Below are 15925 nucleotides of genomic sequence, written 5' to 3' on the forward strand. Positions count from 1 at the left end.
CCGGACGTTCTGGCCCTCGGCCGGGCCGGCACGGCCGAGCCGGCCGTCAGTAGGTGGGGCAGATGTTGGCCTGGACGGTGGCGAGGATGAGGGCGCTCTTCGTCGGGCCGAAGCCGCCCGGGTGGTTGGGGCCGATGAAACGCCGCTCGACCTGTGCGACGCGCTTGCCGGGGTCCCTCTCGTCCTTCATGGCCGCGCACTGGTCGCGTCCGCGGCTGATGGCCTTGTCTTCCTTGCCGTTCACGATCTCGGGGTCTATGCCGTTGAGGGTGGCGAGGTAGATGACGCGCTTCTCGCCCGTGGGCTCGGGTGGCAGGCCGGCGGTGTCCGAGGGGGTGGTGCCGGTGGGTGCGGCCGACGGCGTGGTCGCGACCGGCGTGGGTGCGGTGTCGGCCTCGGGATCGCTGGTGCAGCCGGTGAGGGCGAGGAGGGTGACGCCGGCCAGCAGCGTGGCAATCCTGTGTGTGCGCATCAGGACATGGTGGACGCCCGGGGCCGCGGACAGCGTGCCCCGTGACGTAGCTGTGACGCGCGGGCCCCCGCCCGAGCGCGGCCCTCGCCTCCTGCCCCCGCCCTGCCCGACGGGTCAGGGACGGGCCGGGGGCATGTCGTAGGTGACCCACATGGTGCGCGTGGCCACCTGGTCGTACTTGGCCCTCGCCCGGTGGTTGTCGTCCGCGGTGATCCAGCGGACCACGCTCCAGCCCCGCTCGGCCGCGAGGTCGCGCAGCGCCCCGAGCAGCAGGTCGGCGGCGCCGGAGCCGCGGTGCTCCGGGGCCACGAACAGGTCGTCGAGGAAGCAGCCGACCGTGGCCGACAGGGGCCGGGCGAAGGGACGGTAGTGGGCCAGGCCGAGGAGCCGGCCCGAAGCGTCCTCGGCCACCAGGGCACCGACCTCGTGGGCCGGGTCGGTCACCCACGACCACACCGTGGCGGCCGCCTCCTCGGTCTGCTCCACCTCGTAGAAGTCGGCGTAGCCCCGGTACAGGGCGCGCCACTGCGCGAAATCCCCAGGCTGCACGGCGCGCACGGTGGTGTCGGACATGGGGCTGGACTCCTGCGGTAGACGGAAGCGGAGAATCGATCATGCCGGAGTCCGGGCGTGGAGGCAGCTGCCGCGGTGTCGAACCGGAGGCCGCCGCATCGCCATCGTGGACGATGGCGCGGCGGCCGGGTCAGCCCTCGGGCGTGCTGATGTTGACGAGCCAGGTGATGCCGAAGCGGTCCGTGCACATACCGAAGACGTCGCCCCACATCTGCTTCTCCAGGGGCACCGAGACCGTGCCGCCCGCGCGGAGCCCGTCCCAGTAGCCGCGCAGCTCGGAGGCATCCTCCCCGCTGACGCTCACCGAGATGTTGTTGCCGGGCTCGTGCTGCGCCCCCGGGGGGTTGTCGGCGCCCATGAGCGTGAAACCGCCGGCGGTCTCCAGCATGCCGTGCATGATCCTGTCGGCGGCGTCGCCCGCGTCCGCGCCGCCGATGTCGCCGTACGTGTTCAGCGACAGGGTGCCGCCGAAGACCTCCTTGTAGAACTCCATGGCCTGCCGGGCGTCGCCGTCGAAGTTGATGTACGGATTGAGTCGCGAGGGCATGGCATGTTCCCTTCGTGGTGGTCTGCGGTGATTCAGGTTAGGCGAGGCGGAAGCGGCACGCCGGCAACCGTCGTGGACTCGGCGACGCCCCGTCACCAAGCTGTGAAGCTACGGCGGGACCCTGGTGCCAGGCCCGCCGGAACCGGCCCGGCCCAGTCCGCGCTCGCCGCGCCTCATCCAGGGGAACACCATGAGCATCGTTCGCAGGACCGCCGTCGCCCTCGCCGCCCTGTCCGCACTGGCCCTGACCGCATGCGGGCCCACCGGGGACGACGCCGCGGGCGGGACCGGCACGCCGTCCGCCGGCTCGACACCCAGCACGTCCCCGTCCGGCTCGGCCGGCCCGTCGAAGTCCGCGACACCGCCGGCGAAGCCGGCCAAGCCGTCGAACTCGGCCGTGTCCCCCGGTGCGAGCGCACCGGCCGGCCCGGACTTCGACGTCTTCCCGTGCAGCACCCACGACGTGGACTTCACCGCAAGCCTGGCCGAGCCCACGACCAGCAGCTACCTGCTGAAGATCACCAACAAGGGGACCAAGGCGTGCAGGGCGCTCGGGCACCCGGTCGTGACCTTCGGCAGCCTCGACGGACAGGCCACGGAACGGGGCAAGGCCCCCGGCATCGAGAACGCCATCCGGCTCGACCCGGGCGAGTCGGCCTACGCCGGACTCATGGGCGGCGCCGCCGACGGCACCGGCAAGACCGTCGGCTCGATCGCCATGACCATGAACACCGAGTCCGACCTCATGCAGACCCCGCTCGAAGCGGCCACACCCGGCCTGTACGTCTCCGCCACCAAGAACTCCGTGACCCCCTGGGTGGACAACGCCGAAGACGCCCTCAGCCTGTAGCCCCCACGGGTGACCCTGGGCGTGCTGCGGCGGGTCGGAAGCGGCGGCGGCGGGGAGCCGTCAGGAGACTTCCGGCGAGTGGAGCCGTCCCGGACGCAGAAGGAGCACTTCATGCTGGAACGAAAGCGTCGCAAGAACACCACCGACGTCACCTTCGTACTGCCCGGGGGCGACCCGCCCGGCCCCGTCAGCGTCGTGGGAAGCTTCAACGGCTGGCAGCCGGGCGCCCACGTGCTCCAACCCCGGCCCGACGGCATGCGGGCGGTGACGGTCGCGCTGCCCGCCAAGGCCACGCACTCCTTCCGCTACCTCGCCGCCGGCGACTACTGGTTCAACGACGCGGCCGCCGACGGGCACGACGGCGCCAACTGCCGCCTGAACACCTGACGTCCACCCGCTGACCGAACGCTCCGCCCCGGCACGCCCGCCGCTGCGGAGCGTTCGCACGACCCGGCCGAGGTCAACCCGCGGCTCCGGCCATCCCCACATCGGGGGATCCGCTCCGCGCCGCCCGCGCGTACGCGCCGACCACCCGCCCGGAGGTGCTACACAGCGGCATCCACCCGGAGCAACCCCAGGAGCGGACGGATGATTCAGAGCCCGGCGGGCCACCGCCGCACGGAAGGCGGAGCCGCCGTAGCGGACGGGTACGCGGACGAACACACGGATCCGTGCACCGCCGCGGACACCGCCGCCACCGGCACGGAGGCCGGCGACGCCGCCGCCACGGCCGCGCTCGCCGGTGCGACCGGCGTGGTGATGGCCCTGGTCCCCTGCACCGCGGAGAGCGCCCGGCGCGTCCTCGCCGAGGCAGCGCGGACGGCCGGCGTCACGCTCCACACCATGGCGCGCACCGCCGTCGCCACCGGCACCCGCCCGGCGGACGCTGACCCCGACTGCGAGCTGGCGCTGCGCATGGAGATCGCGAACGCCCGCAGCCCGCAACCCCCTTCACCACCGCCCCCCGGAACGCTCCTGCCGGCACCGGACGTTCTCCGCGGGCACCTGCACCACCTGCGGGCCGTACGCCGCCGTACGCTGGCCGCGCCCGACGACCCCGCGCTGCGCGCCGCCCTGGAGGACGCCGCGTACACGCTGTGCGTCCTGATGGGGCAGCGCAACACCCACAGCGCCCTGATCGCCGCCGAGGAGCGGGTGGCCGCTCACCGGCTTCCCCCGTACGCGGCACCGGACGGCCCCGCCTGATCCGCGCCGCCGCCCAGCCTCGCCACGGCCGCCAGCAGCCGGTCCCAGAACAGGTCGGCACGCAACCCGACGGCGACCCGGGCGTTCGCCGGCAGTCCCAGCGTGCCGTGCAGGTCCACCACGGTCGCACCGCGCGTGTGCCGGCCGTGGAGTTCCACGGCCACGTGCGCGTCCACGCAGGTGACCAGCCCCGGGTCGATGACCCGGGCGACCGCCACCGGGTCGTGCACCGGCGGTGCGGGGAAACCCCACAGCTGCCGGTAGGTGCCCGCGAAGAAGCCCAGCAACTCGGCGCAGATCCGCCCGAGGTCCGTGCCCAGGGCCTCGAAACGGGCGACGACCTCGGGTGTCGCGAGCGCCTGATGGGTGACGTTCAGCCCGCACATGGTCACCGGTACCCCGCTGCGGAAGACGATGTCCGCGGCCTCCGGATCGGTGTGGATGTTGAACTCGGCGGCCGGGGTGCGGTTCCCCCGGTCCGTGGAACCGCCCATCAGGACGATCTCCCTGATCCGGCCCGCCAGCTCGGGGTGGCGGGTCAGCAGCAGGGCGATGTTCGTCAGCGGAGCCGTCGGTACCAGGGTGACCGGCTCCGGGCGCCCGGCCAGGACCCGCCGCAGCAGTTCCACCGCGTGCTCGGGTTCGGGCGCCAGGGACGGCTCGGGGAAGCGGGGGCCGTCCAGCCCCGACACCCCGTGCACGTCCTCGGCCACCCGTAGCGGCTCCACCAGCGGTCCCGCGCACCCGGCGGCGACCGGGACGCCCGTGATACCGGCGACGGTGCACACCCGCAGGGCGTTCAGGGTGGTCTTCTCCACGGTCTGGTTGCCCGCCACCGTGGTCACGGCCAGCAGGTCCACCGCCGGGTCGCCCGCGGCGAGGAGGATCGCGAGGGCGTCGTCGTGCCCCGGATCGCAGTCGATGACGAGGGGAACGGGAACGGGGACGGGAAGGGGAACGGGGACGCTCACAACGGACACCTTTCCTCCGGCCGCCGCCTCCGCGGCACGGGCCACCGGTCCAGTGTGCGCACCCGGCAGCCCGACGCCGCACAGAATGGTCCGTTTCGTCCACTTGTGTTAGGAGTGAGTGCGGTGGGGCACCCGCCCTGCGACGGGAGCGGATGCCGGGGCGGCAGGCGGAGGAGCGGTGCGATGACCATGAGCAGTCGTGACGTGTTCGGTGTGCCCTGCTGGGTCAACCTCACCGCCCCGGCTCTCGCCGAGGCGGAGGACTTCTACGCCGCGGTGCTGGGCTGGACCTTCCGTACCACCCGGCTCGGCGAGGACTTCCGCGTCGCGCTGCTGGACGGACGGCCCGTCGCCTCCGTCGGCGCGCTCGCCCCGAGACTCGGCGTACCGACCGCGTGGACGCCGTACTTCGCCGTCGTCGACGCGGAGGTGACCTCCGCCCGCGTCCGTGAGCGCGGCGCGACGATGGCGGTCGGGCCGCTCGCCTTCGCCACCGGGAGGGCCGCGCTGGCCGCCGACCCCTTCGGAGCGGTCTTCGGCTTCTGGGAGGGCGAGGTCGTCCGGGAATGGCACGCCGGCGAGGAGGACGCGGAGGTCTGGGTCGAACTCCGCACCCGCGACGCGTTCGCCGCCGCCGTGTTCTACGGCGAGGTCCTGGACTGGGCCTGCGACCGGCCCGGATGCTGCGACGTCGCCTACGAGCACGACCACGTGGTGGTCCGCCGGGGCAGCCAGACCGTCGCGCGGATCGACGCCGGAGCCGTGGACAACGACCCCGACCCGCAGGTCCGGCCCCGCTGGCACGTCCACTTCGCCGTGGCCGACCTCGACGCCACCGTCGACCGGGCGGTCCGGCACGGGGGCGCCGCCGTGACGCCGGTCCGGTCCTCCGTGACGGACCGCCGGGTCACCCTCCGGGACCGCACCGGAGCGCTGTTCACTGTGAGCGAGCCCACGCTTCCGCTCCCGCGGGGGTAGCGGTTCGGGCGCCGGCCCGGGCCGGTGTGCTGGGGCTCCGCCCCAGGGCCCGCGCCGTTCCGCTCCCGCGGGGTGGCGGTTCGGGCGTCGGCCCGGGTCGGTGTGCTGGGGCTCTGCCGTTCCGCTTCCGCAGGGGGTGGCGGTTTGGGGGTGGCCCCCGGGCTGGTGGTGCTGGGGCTCTGCCCCAGGCCCCGCGCCTCAAGCGCCGGCGGGGCTGGTGTGGTGCGGGCGGTCGCGGGGACGGGCAGGGGTGTCTCCTCGGCTCGGCGAGCGCGAGCGATCACCACGGTGCCCGGCGGTGACGCCTCGTCCTGCGGGGACACCCCTGCCCGTCCCCGCTCCAACCGCGACGAGGAGGTTTCAGGAGGCGCCTTGGGCTGCTGCCGGGTACAGGCGAACGCACTGCCGTGGGGTGGGGACACGGCGGAGTGTCCCCGCAGGACGAGCGCGCACCACCGACCCACCTCCGCAATCCTGGGCACCGCGCGAGCCGAGGAGACATTCCGGCGGGGCACCACCCCACACCACCCAAGCCCCGCCGGCGATTGAGGCGCGGGGCCTGGGGCAGCGCCCCAGCACCACCGGCCCGGGGGCTACCCCGAAACCGCCACCCCCGCGGGAGCGGAACGGCGGGGCCTGCGGCCAGAGAAGCTGAGGTCGGGCCGACAATGTCAGTGGCGTGCGTCACAGTTGAGGGGAGTGTCGGCACGACCTTCGTCGAGGTGATCTCCATGCAGTACGCGATCCGGGCCGAGGGCCTGGCGAAGCGGTTCAAGCAGACCCGTGCCCTGGCCGGCGTGGACCTCCAGGTGCCCGCCGGCACCGTCCTCGGCCTGCTCGGTCCCAACGGCGCGGGCAAGACGACCGCGGTCCGGATCTTCGCCACCCTCCTTCGGCCGGACGGCGGCCGCGCCGAGGTCGCCGGGTACGACGTCGTCCGGCAGGCGGGCCGGGTCCGCTCGGTGATCGGCCTGACGGGCCAGTACGCCGCCGTCGACGAGAATCTGACCGGCACGGAGAACCTGCTGATGATCGGGCGGCTGCTCGGCATGCCGCGCGGCGCGGCCAGGGCGCGGGCCGCCGAGCTGCTCGACCGCTTCCAGTTGCGCGAGGCGGCGGTCCGGGCCGCCAAGACGTACTCGGGCGGTATGCGGCGGCGTCTCGACCTCGCGGCGAGCCTCGTGGGACGGCCGCGGATCCTCTTTCTCGACGAGCCGACCACCGGCCTCGACCCGCACAGCCGCGGCGAGGTCTGGGGCATGCTGCGGGCCCTCGTCGCGGAGGGGGTCACGGTGCTGCTGACGACGCAGTACCTGGACGAGGCAGACCGGCTGGCCGACAACATCGTGGTGATCGACAAGGGCAGCGTCATCGCCCACGGCACGCCCGACGCACTGAAGGCGCAGGTCGGCGGGCAGGTACTGCAGCTGCGGCCCGCCCACGTCGGCGACCTCGCCACGGCGCACGCCCTGCTCAGCGAGGCGGCGGGGCCCCTGGCCAAGATCGAGGGCGACGAGATCACCGTGCCCGTGAAGGACCCGGAGCTCATGCCCGCGGTGGTCCGCCGGCTCGACCAGGCGGGCGTGGCGGTGGCCGAGCTGACCCTGCGGCGCTCGTCCCTCGACGAGGTCTTCATGGTCCTGACCGGCCACCGGGCGCAGCCGCTGACCGCGGCCGGCGACGGTGACGACGAGCAGTACGCGACCGCCGGGAGCCTGTCATGACCACCGCCTCCGCGACCGACACCCTCGGCGGCAGCGGCCGGGTGAGCCCCCTGGCCGCCCTGCGCCAGACGGCGACGCTCGCCTGGCGCAGTCTGGTCTCCGTCAAGCACAACCCGCTGGAGCTCGTCGACTACAGCATTTCGCCGATCATGTTCGTCTTCCTCTTCACCTACGTCTTCGGCGGCCAGATGGCGGGCTCCCCCCAGGCGTACCTCCAGTACGCGCTCGCGGGGATCATCGTCCAGAACACGCTCTTCATGAGCATGTACACGGCCATGGCGTTGAACAGCGACCTCACCAAGGGTGTCTTCGACCGCCTTCGCAGCCTGCCGATCGCCCGCTCGGCGCCGCTCCTCGGGCGCATCGCCGCCGACCTCGCCAAGCAGCTCTGGGCGATGCTCCTGATGATCGCCCTGGGCACCCTGCTGGGCTTCGACATCACCGGCGGTGCCGCCGGTTTCGTCGCCGGGCTGCTGTTGCTCCTGGTCTTCGCCGCGGCCATGTCGTGGACGGCCGTACTGATCGGGATGCTGGCCGGGGATCCGGAGAAGGTGCAGGTCTTCGCGTTCACGCTGATCTTCCCGATCACCTTCACCAGCAGTGCGTTCGTGATGGTCGACACGATGCCGGGCTGGCTCCAGGCCTGGGTGAACGTCAATCCCGTCACCCAGCTATCGGACGCCTTCCGCGGGCTCCTGCTCGGCACCCCGGCCGGCGAGCCGATCATGTGGTCGCTGATATGGGCCGCGGGCATCGCCCTCGTCTTCGCGCCGCTGGCCATGCGGGCGTACCGCTCCCGGGTCTGACGGGACGGCCTTTCCGGGGTCAGTCAGACGACGGGGCCAGGACCACGAAGTCGGCGCCCGCCGGGTCCAGGCAGACGGCCAGCCGCCCGACGCCCTCCGCGTCCTCGGGCCCCATCTGCACGGTGCCGCCGCCGCGGGCCACCGCGGCGACCGCGGCGTCGCAGTCGGTTACGGCGAAGACCGGGTGCCAGTACGGCCGCCCCGCCGTGAGGGTGAGCTGTTCGGCGGGCAGCTCCATCACGCCGCCGTGCATGCGTTCCGCGGGCTGCCCGGCGGGCGTCACCATGGAGTAGGCGCCTCCGCCGCCCGGGAGCTCCATGTCGCTGTACCACCAGCCGAAGACCTCGCCGTAGAAGTCCTTGGCCGCCGCCGCGTCACTCGTGTACAGCTCCGTCCACGACAGCGACCCCGGCTCGTCCACCAGTTCCGCGCCCTTGGTGGTGCCCGGCTGCCAGACGGCGAACTGGCCGCCGAGCGGGTCGCTGTACTGGGCCATCCGCCCCCACTCGTCGAGGTCCCTCGGCGGTACGCGTACCGTGCCGCCGGCGCGCTCGACGGCCCGGGTGGCGGCGTCCGCGTCGGGGACGCTGTAGTAGATCATCCAGGCTGGGCGGGCGCCCTCCTCGGTGAGCCTGCCGAGGCCGGCGACGATCTTCCCGTCCTTGCGGAACACCCCGCCCTCCATGTCCTCCCCCTCGCCCATGGACTCGTAGTCCCAGCCGAGCACGGCGCCGTAGAACGCCGCCGCGGCGGGGACGTCGGGGACGCCGAGGTCGATCCAGCAGGGGGAGCCGGCGGCGAAGTCAGTGGTGATCATGGTGTTCCTCTCGCGCGGCACGCTGCGCGGCCGCGCTACTGGAGCTCGGACAGGTCGACGGTGTCGGCGGGCGCGGGGGGCTGGGGCCGGACGGGCTCGTCGAAGGCGGAGAAGGTGGCCTCGACGCGCTCGCCGGAGGCTTTGGCGCCCTGGATGCGCAGGAGGTACGGCTCGTCCTGCGTCGAGACCTGGTAGGTGCCCGTGTCGCCGCCGCGCTTCCCGGTGACCGTGATGGCCGGACGGCCGTCGACGGTGGTGGTCGAGCCCTTTTTCAGCTGCTCGTTCGCCGGTTTCGAGGAGAACTCCCTCTTGAAGTAGTCCAGATCGCAGAACTGGGCGAAGTCGCGCAGCATGATGTTGTCCGTGGTGCCGTGCAGATAGCGGCCGTTGATGAGCGCGATCGCGTCCTCCGCCGCGCCGCCCGGTACCTGGGCCCGCAGCAGCTCGTCGTCGAGCTTCATCCACACGTCGTTGCCGCGTTTGACGACGGTGGCCTTGCCGGAGCCGCCGGGAGGCGTGACCGAGCCGACGCAGTTGCCCGCCTCGTCGAACCGGATGTCCAGGCCGGTGGTGCCGGCCTTCTCGGTCACCTCGGCCACCATGCGCATGGAGGTGACCTCCGACATGGCCTTGCGCGACGCGTCGGCGATGGCCTGCGCGCTCTTGTCGGCCATCCCGTTGTCGTCGGCCAGGGCGGGACCGGTGCCGGTGGCGGCGAACACGATCAGACAGGCCGTTCCCGCGGCCGCGCGGCGGACCGCGGACGCTGCCCGGGGTGCGGACATCGGGCGTCACCTCCCTCGGGCCGCCGCCGGACGGTGACAGGTGTTCCCTGCCTTCCGGCGCAGCCGCTCACCGGATCAGCGTAGGTCCGCCCCGCGGCCGCCGCAGCCCGGGACGCCGGCGGCCGCGCCGACCTGCCCGCCTGCCGGCCCGTTCGCGCGCCGCCCTCTGCCCTTCGCCTTCAGCCGTAGACGGCCTTGTCCCATTCGCGGTCGACGGTCCTCGCCGCCCGCTCCTGCTGCGCCTCCGTGGGGAACACCGGCGTGCCCTCGACCGTCGGCAGCTTCTCGGCCGCGGCCTTGTCCAGAGTGCCGTTCTCCTCCATCGCCTCCATGAGCACCGGGCGCGCGTAGGCCATCAGCCGGATGTTCTGCCCCTCCGGGCTGAAGAGGTACTCCTGCCAGAGCCTCGCCGCGGCGGGGTGTGGGGCGTCCCTGTTGATCGCCTGCGCGTAGTACTGGGCGAAACTGCCGTCGAAGGGGATGGCGGTGCGCCAGTCCACGTCCGCGCCCTTCCTGCGGAAGTCGTCGGCGTATCCGAGGTTGAGGAAGTCCCAGTCGATGCTGATCGGCGTCTGCCCCTGCTCGATCGTGGTGGGGGTGGATTCGACCGGAATGAAGTTGCCGTTCTCGCGCAGTTCGGCGAAGAAGTCGATACCGGGCTGGATGTTGCGGAAAGAGCCCCCGTTCGCCAGGGCCGCCGCGTACACCCCGGCGAAGGCGGAGCCGGACTTCGTGGGGTTGCCGTTGAGCGCGACCTGGCCCTTGTACTCGGGCCTGCGCAGGTCGGCGAAGGTCGAGGGGCAGGTCTTGACGCGCTTGGCGTCGCAGCCGATCGAGACGTAGCCGCCGTAGTTGTTGTACCAGCGGGCCCGGGGGTCCTTCTGCTCCTCGGGGATGTCCTCGTACGCCGCCACCTCGTACGGGGCGAGCAGGCCCTGCCGGGCCGCGGGCGGGCCGAAGGTGCTGCCGACGTCGATCACGTCGGGCGCGGTCCCGTCGCGCCGGCGCTCCTTCAGGGCGTCGATCTCGTCCTGGCTGGTGCCCTCCGGGTTCTCCACCGTCACCCGGATGCCGTACTTCTTCTGGAAGCCGTCGATCAGCGCGCCGTAGCCCGCCCAGTCCCTGGGGAGGGCGATGGTGTTGAGCGTGCCCTCCTTCCTGGCCGCCGCGGCCAGTGCCGCCATACCGCCCGCGTCCGCGGCGGAGGTGGCGACGGCGGGCGCCCTGGGGGTGGCGGGGGACCCGTCTCCGCATGCGCCGAGGGGCCCCGCGGCGAGGGCGAGGCAGGCGGCGACGGCGGCTGTCCGGAGACGAGGTGTGGGCACAAAGGCTCCATAACGGGCGGCACGACTGATCAAGGCCAGCGTACGTGCGGCAGCCGCCCCGGCGCAGTCCCGGCGGGTCGCGCCCACCGCCTGTCCTCCGGCCGACGTACCGAAAGCCGTCCCTCAGCGCACCCCCGGCCCTTGCGGACTGCACCGCGGCCGTTGTCAGAACGGCTCGTCGTCCCAGGCGGCGAGGAGCGCGGCCCCCAGGTCCTCCCCGCCGGACGCGGGCTCGGCGTGGAGGACCTGCTCACTCCAGATGATCTTGCCGCGGGCGGTGTAGCGGGTGCCCCACCGCTCGGCGAACTGGGCGACGAGGAACAGACCGCGTCCTCCCTCGTCGGTGGCCTCGGCCCGGCGCAGGTGCGGGGAGGTGCTGGACCCGTCGGACACCTCGCAGACCAGGCTCCGGTCGTACAGCAGCCTCACCCGGATGGGCTGCGAACCGTAGCGGACGGCGTTGGTGATCAGCTCGCTGAGGATGAGCTCCGTGGTGAAGGCGATCTCCTCCAGACCCCATTCGGCGAGTCGGCGGGCGCAGGCGTTGCGCACCGGGGACACCGCCGCCGGATCGGACGGCACCTCCCATTCGGCGATCCGTCCGGGGTCCAGCCGACGGGTGCGGGCGACCAGCAGCGCGATGTCGTCGCTCTGCCCGCTGGGCAGCATCGCGCCGATCACCGCGGCGCAGGTCTCCTCCGGGGTCCTCGCGGGCCCGGCCAGGGCGGCGCCCAGCGCCGCCAGGCCGGCGTCGACGTCGCGGTCACGGCCCTCCAGCAACCCGTCGGTGAAGAGCACCAGCTGGGCGCCCTCGGGCACGGTGAGCACCGCGGTCTCCATGGGCATGCCGGCGCCCAGGCCCAGCGGCGGCGAGACCGGCAGCTCGGGGAAGGAGACGGCCCCGTCGGGGTTGACGACGGCGAGGCCGGGGTGGCCGGCGGTGGCGGCCGTCACCTGCCCGGAGACCGAGTCGTAGACGGCGCACAGGCAGGTGGCGCCGGTCAGCCCCTGCCACTCCTGCTCTCCGGAGCCCTCGTCGGTGTCGATGTGGGCGACCAGCTCGTCCAGATGGCTCAGGAGCTCGTCCGCGGGCAGGTCGAGCGTGGAGAAGTTGTGCATGGCCGTGCGCAGCCGGCCCATGGTGGCGGCGGCGTGCAGCCCGTGCCCGACGACATCGCCCACCACCAGCGCCACCCGGGCCCCCGGCAGCGGGATGACGTCGAACCAGTCGCCCCCCACCCCCGCCTGCGCGGGCATGTAGCGGTGGGCGACCTCGACCGCGGACTGGTCCGGTACGCCCCGGGGCAGCAGGCTGCGCTGCAGGGTGACGGCCATGGTGTGCTCGCGCGTGAAACGGCGGGCGTTGTCGACGGACAGGGCCGCCCGGGCGGTCAGCTCCTCGGCGAAGGACACGTCCTCCTCCTCGAACGGCGGGGACGGCTCCACCCGCCAGAAGCCCGCCATCCCCAGCAACACGCCGCGGGCCCGCAGCGGGACGGCGATCACGGAGTGCACGCCCTGGTCAAGCATGCGCTGGGACCGGGCGGGGTCCTGGGCCATCCAGTCCCGGGTGGCGCGCAGGTCCGCCACACGCACCGCGTGCTCCCCGGCCACCCCGATCGCCATGGGGCTGGTCGGCACGAACCGGATCAGCTCGCCGACCTCGTAGAGGGGGTGCGGGTGCTGCGCGGCGACGACGGCGGTACGGCGCATCTCCGTGCCCGGCTCGGGCGGCTCGTCGCCGTGCAGCACCGGGTCCAGGAGGTCGACCGAGGCGATGTCGGCGAACCGCGGGACCGCCACTTCCGCCAGTTCCCCGGCGGTGCGCTCCACGTCCAGGGTCGTACCGATGCGCACCCCCGCGTCGTAGAGCAGTTTCAGCCGCTCGTGGGCCACCTCGGCCCGACCCGACAGGGCCCGCAGCTCGGTGGTATCGCGCAGGGTGACCACGGTCCCCGCCTGGCCGAAGGGGGCGGTGGGCCGGATGTTCACCGCCAGCAGCCGTTCGGCGGCCATGTGCAGCTCGTCGGTCGCGGAGCGGCCCGACGCGATCGACGCCGCGAGTCCCTCCTCCAGTCCCAGCTCCGTGACGGGGCGCCCTTCCGCGTCCGCCGAGAGGTCCAGCAGCCGCCGTGCCTCGTCGTTGGCCAGCAGCAGGCGCCCGCCACCGCCCACGATCAGCACGCCCTCCCGGACCGCGTGCAGCACCGCGTCGTGGTGCTCGTACATCCTCGTCATCTCCGCCGGCCCCAGGCCGTGGGTCCGGCGCAGCAGCCGACGGCTCACCAGGGCCGTCCCGCCGGCGGACAGGGCCAGCACCAGGGCGGCGGTGCCGATGACGACGGGCAGCTGCCGGTTCACCATGCTCTGCACGTTCTGGACCGTGACGGGGGAGGAGACCACGGCGATCACCCGGTCCCGCTCGTCCTTGACGGGCACCACCGAGACGACGGACTGCCCCAGGGAGCCCTCGAACGTCTCGGTGAAGGACTTCCCGGCCGCCGCCTTGGAGAAGGGCCCGACCACGTGCTTGCCGATCTGGCGCGGATCGCTGTGGGTGAGGGTGAGCCCGTCCAGCGTGTAGACGTTGATGCCGTCGACCCCGGCGATCTTCCGGGCCGCCTGGGCGCTCGGCTGCAGCAGCGCGCTCGGGTTGGGGCTGCGCAGGGCGGCGACGATGCCGGGGGACTCCGCGAACGTACCCGCGGCGGCGAGCGTACGGTGCCGCGCGTCCAGCATGGCGTCGCTGCGGGCCTGCACCACGAGCGCCACCACCGCGGCGGCGACGAGCAGTACGACCACGACGAGCTGGAGCAGGAACACCTCGCCGGCCACGCTGCGCGCGCTCAGCAGCGAGGACAGCCGCTGCGGCTTGCGGACCCTGCCCGCCCAGGGCAGGGCGGGTTCCTGCTGGTCGGGCCCCTGCGGCTGACGTTCTGAGCGGGGACCTCCGGAGCCGGCGGAGGAGCGTGTGGCCGAGCCGGGCAGCTGACGCCGGAGATGTCCCAGGAAGACGCTCATAATCCATCTTCTAACCTCTCCGGCCCGTCGGCAGCGGGGAGCGCCACGCACCGACCCCGCACCGGGCGAAACCGGGGCCGACCGGGGGCTCCCGGGCGCAGCCCGCAGCCGTTCTGTGCGTGCGTGCCGCTACCGCGGCTGCGGCTGCGGCTGCGGCTGCGTTTGCGGGTCGGCGGGCGCCGGGCCGGTGAGCGCTTCGTCGTAGAGGCGGAACAGGCGGGGGCGCCCGGCGGCGTCGTCCGGATCCTCGCCGCCCAGGGCATCCCAGCACTCGGCGGCCAGGGCGCGGGCGCGGGTGCCGGGCCAGGGCTGGGGCAGCAGTTCGGGAGGCAGCAGGGGGTCGGGCTCCATGGCGGCGGTGAAGGATGCCGCCAGCTCCATCGCGTAGGTGAGCCGTTCGGTGCCGTTGAGCCGGCCGGGGGCGGACAGGCGGGCCGTCCGGTCCGTGGCGAGGGCGGCCAGCGCCTCATGGCGCTCGGCGATCGAGTCGAGCGGCCACAGGAGGGCGGCCAGCCGCGCCGGATCCCGCTCCTCGCCGACCCGCAGATCGCGGCTGGTGAGGCGGGTGAGGGAGGCCAGGATCCCGAGGTGGCGGGCGTGGGCCTCCACGATGTCACCGATCGCGTTCGCGGAGACGTACAGGCCGCCCTGGAGCGGGGCGGCGCCGAGGTGGAGGAGTGCGTCGCGCAGGGCGTCGCGGGCCTGCCGGGCGGTTTCGGGGACGGCGAAGGCGAACAGGTGCCAGACGCCGTCCCAGGGGGCGAGGCCCCGGTCCTGCCGGTAGGCGTGGCGGACGTACTCGACGTCGGGCGCGACGGCGCCCGTCGGGTCGGCCGTGGCGAGCAGGCGGGCCTTGCGGCCACGGCCCTCCTGGGTGAACCGGCCCTCGGCGACCAGCCGTTTGAGGCAGAGCCGGACCTGCTGATCGGTCATCCCGAGGGCTTCGGCGACGGCGTACAGCTCGCCCGCGTCGACGGTGCCGTCCTCGCGGACGAGGGCGAACACCAGGGTCCGGGTCCCGATGCCGGGGGTGGCGGGCCCTGCGGGCGGGCTGGTCGTCACTGTGCATGCTCCAAGGTGTGTCCGAGGGTGGGTTCGGTACCGGGCACGGCACCAGGCCGACAGGTATGAGCGGGGGCACGCCGGCGGGAAGGGCCGGGATGGCGGGACGGCCCTCAGATGGCTCGGTGCATCGTAGTCACCGCGCCGAAGCCCATGAGGCGCCCCAGGTACGGGGTCTGCTCGGTCCGTACGGCGCTGAAGCCGTGCCGCTCGTAGAGGGCGCGGGCCCTGGGGTTGACGTCGATCACGTCCAGCCGGATCCGGGCGCACCCGTGTTCGGCCGCGATGGCCGCGATCTCTGTCAGCAGCAGGCTGCCGATGCCCGCGCCGCGGTGTGCGGGATCGACGGCGATGCCGTCCATGACCAGCTCGCCCGGTTCCGGGGTGCGTTCGAGCAGTGCCAGCAAGGCCACCCGGGGCAGGCCGCGCAGGGTCCCGTAGGCGCCGAGCACGTCCAGCACGCCACCGCCGGTCAGCGCGCGCCCGCCGAGCCGGTAGCCGGCCACGCCCACGACCCGGTCACCGCCGGGGGCGAGGGCGACGGCGGCCCGGTCGTGGTGGAGATGCCCGGCGATGAACGCCCGGCCGCGTTCCGGCGGACCCAGGGCCGCGCCGAGCTTGCGGCCGAAGGCCTCCCAGTACAGCTCGGCGACCCGCTGCTCGGCCCCGTGGGGCACGCCGCGCCCGATGACGACTGCTGCGTCCATGACTCCTCGTTTCCCTTTCGCATTCTCCGTACGACCAGAGTACGGTCGAATCGTAAACGGTCGTTTGGGTTTCGATAGTTC

General features: G+C 73.3%; 16 protein-coding genes. 6 read left to right on the forward strand and 10 right to left on the reverse strand.

Annotated elements, in window-relative coordinates:
• Window positions 1–46: 46 nt before the first annotated feature.
• The 3 genes from BSL84_RS29165 to BSL84_RS29175 all read right to left on the reverse strand — a co-directional run bounded on the left by BSL84_RS29165 (window position 47) and on the right by BSL84_RS29175 (window position 1592).
• Window positions 47–472: a hypothetical protein gene (locus BSL84_RS29165; RefSeq protein WP_075971507.1), complete on the reverse strand. Its 426-nt coding sequence runs from the start codon at window positions 470–472 to the stop codon at window positions 47–49.
• Window positions 473–586: 114 nt separating this feature from the next.
• On the reverse strand, window positions 587–1045 hold the full coding sequence (locus BSL84_RS29170) for a GNAT family N-acetyltransferase (RefSeq protein WP_030028753.1): 459 nt from the start codon (window positions 1043–1045) through the stop codon (window positions 587–589).
• 130 nt (window positions 1046–1175) lie between these two features.
• Window positions 1176–1592 carry a VOC family protein gene (locus tag BSL84_RS29175; RefSeq protein ID WP_075971508.1) on the reverse strand — a complete coding sequence of 139 codons (417 nt, stop codon included), beginning with the start codon at window positions 1590–1592 and terminating at the stop codon, window positions 1176–1178.
• A 190-nt stretch (window positions 1593–1782) separates the two neighbouring features.
• On the opposite strand from BSL84_RS29175, the gene BSL84_RS29180 reads away from it, so the two are divergent.
• The 3 genes from BSL84_RS29180 (at window position 1783) to BSL84_RS37145 (ending at window position 3648) form a co-directional block, all read left to right on the forward strand.
• Window positions 1783–2442 carry a DUF4232 domain-containing protein gene (locus BSL84_RS29180; RefSeq protein ID WP_045323578.1) on the forward strand — a complete coding sequence of 220 codons (660 nt, stop codon included), beginning with the start codon at window positions 1783–1785 and terminating at the stop codon, window positions 2440–2442.
• A 111-nt stretch (window positions 2443–2553) separates the two neighbouring features.
• The gene (locus BSL84_RS29185; protein ID WP_030028749.1) at window positions 2554–2829 is read left to right on the forward strand and encodes an isoamylase early set domain-containing protein; all 276 of its coding nucleotides are present in this window, start codon (window positions 2554–2556) and stop codon (window positions 2827–2829) included.
• 201 nt (window positions 2830–3030) lie between these two features.
• Entirely contained in the window at window positions 3031–3648 is a 618-nt protein-coding gene (locus tag BSL84_RS37145; RefSeq protein ID WP_234363550.1) for a DUF5133 domain-containing protein, read from the forward strand.
• Here the strand turns inward: BSL84_RS37145 and BSL84_RS29195 are convergent.
• On the reverse strand, window positions 3606–4619 hold the full coding sequence (locus BSL84_RS29195; protein ID WP_075971509.1) for a nucleoside hydrolase: 1014 nt from the start codon (window positions 4617–4619) through the stop codon (window positions 3606–3608). The genes BSL84_RS37145 and BSL84_RS29195 overlap by 43 nt on opposite strands.
• Window positions 4620–4808: 189 nt before the next feature.
• Here BSL84_RS29195 and BSL84_RS29200 point away from each other — a divergent pair, with 189 nt between their 5' ends.
• The 3 genes from BSL84_RS29200 to BSL84_RS29210 all read left to right on the forward strand — a co-directional run bounded on the left by BSL84_RS29200 (window position 4809) and on the right by BSL84_RS29210 (window position 8127).
• On the forward strand, window positions 4809–5597 hold the full coding sequence (locus BSL84_RS29200; RefSeq protein WP_420711217.1) for a VOC family protein: 789 nt from the start codon (window positions 4809–4811) through the stop codon (window positions 5595–5597).
• 731 nt (window positions 5598–6328) lie between these two features.
• Complete coding sequence (locus tag BSL84_RS29205) at window positions 6329–7321, forward strand: ATP-binding cassette domain-containing protein (protein WP_075972296.1); 993 nt, start codon at window positions 6329–6331, stop codon at window positions 7319–7321.
• Window positions 7318–8127 (forward strand): ABC transporter permease, encoded by an 810-nt coding sequence (locus BSL84_RS29210; protein WP_030031083.1) that lies wholly within the window; start codon window positions 7318–7320, stop codon window positions 8125–8127. The genes BSL84_RS29205 and BSL84_RS29210 overlap by 4 nt, the downstream gene beginning before the upstream one ends.
• Before the next feature lie 19 nt (window positions 8128–8146).
• On the opposite strand, the gene BSL84_RS29215 is transcribed toward BSL84_RS29210, so the two are convergent.
• The 6 genes from BSL84_RS29215 to BSL84_RS29240 all read right to left on the reverse strand — a co-directional run bounded on the left by BSL84_RS29215 (window position 8147) and on the right by BSL84_RS29240 (window position 15844).
• Complete coding sequence (locus BSL84_RS29215) at window positions 8147–8944, reverse strand: VOC family protein (protein ID WP_075971510.1); 798 nt, start codon at window positions 8942–8944, stop codon at window positions 8147–8149.
• 35 nt (window positions 8945–8979) lie between these two features.
• Complete coding sequence (locus tag BSL84_RS29220; RefSeq protein ID WP_030031081.1) at window positions 8980–9729, reverse strand: hypothetical protein; 750 nt, start codon at window positions 9727–9729, stop codon at window positions 8980–8982.
• Between the two features lie 179 nt (window positions 9730–9908).
• Complete coding sequence (locus BSL84_RS29225) at window positions 9909–11054, reverse strand: ABC transporter substrate-binding protein (protein ID WP_030030780.1); 1146 nt, start codon at window positions 11052–11054, stop codon at window positions 9909–9911.
• A gap of 165 nt (window positions 11055–11219) precedes the next feature.
• A complete protein-coding gene (locus BSL84_RS29230; protein ID WP_079273336.1) occupies window positions 11220–14075 on the reverse strand; it encodes a SpoIIE family protein phosphatase/ATP-binding protein in 2856 nt (951 codons plus the stop codon).
• A gap of 129 nt (window positions 14076–14204) precedes the next feature.
• Window positions 14205–15137, reverse strand: coding sequence for a PaaX family transcriptional regulator C-terminal domain-containing protein (locus BSL84_RS29235; RefSeq protein WP_075971511.1), 933 nt, complete (start codon window positions 15135–15137; stop codon window positions 14205–14207).
• Window positions 15138–15250: 113 nt separating this feature from the next.
• Window positions 15251–15844, reverse strand: a complete 594-nt coding sequence (locus tag BSL84_RS29240) for a GNAT family N-acetyltransferase (RefSeq protein ID WP_075971512.1) — start codon at window positions 15842–15844, stop codon at window positions 15251–15253.
• Window positions 15845–15925 lie beyond the last annotated feature (81 nt).

Source organism: Streptomyces sp. TN58, assembly GCF_001941845.1.
Lineage (GTDB): Bacteria > Actinomycetota > Actinomycetes > Streptomycetales > Streptomycetaceae > Streptomyces.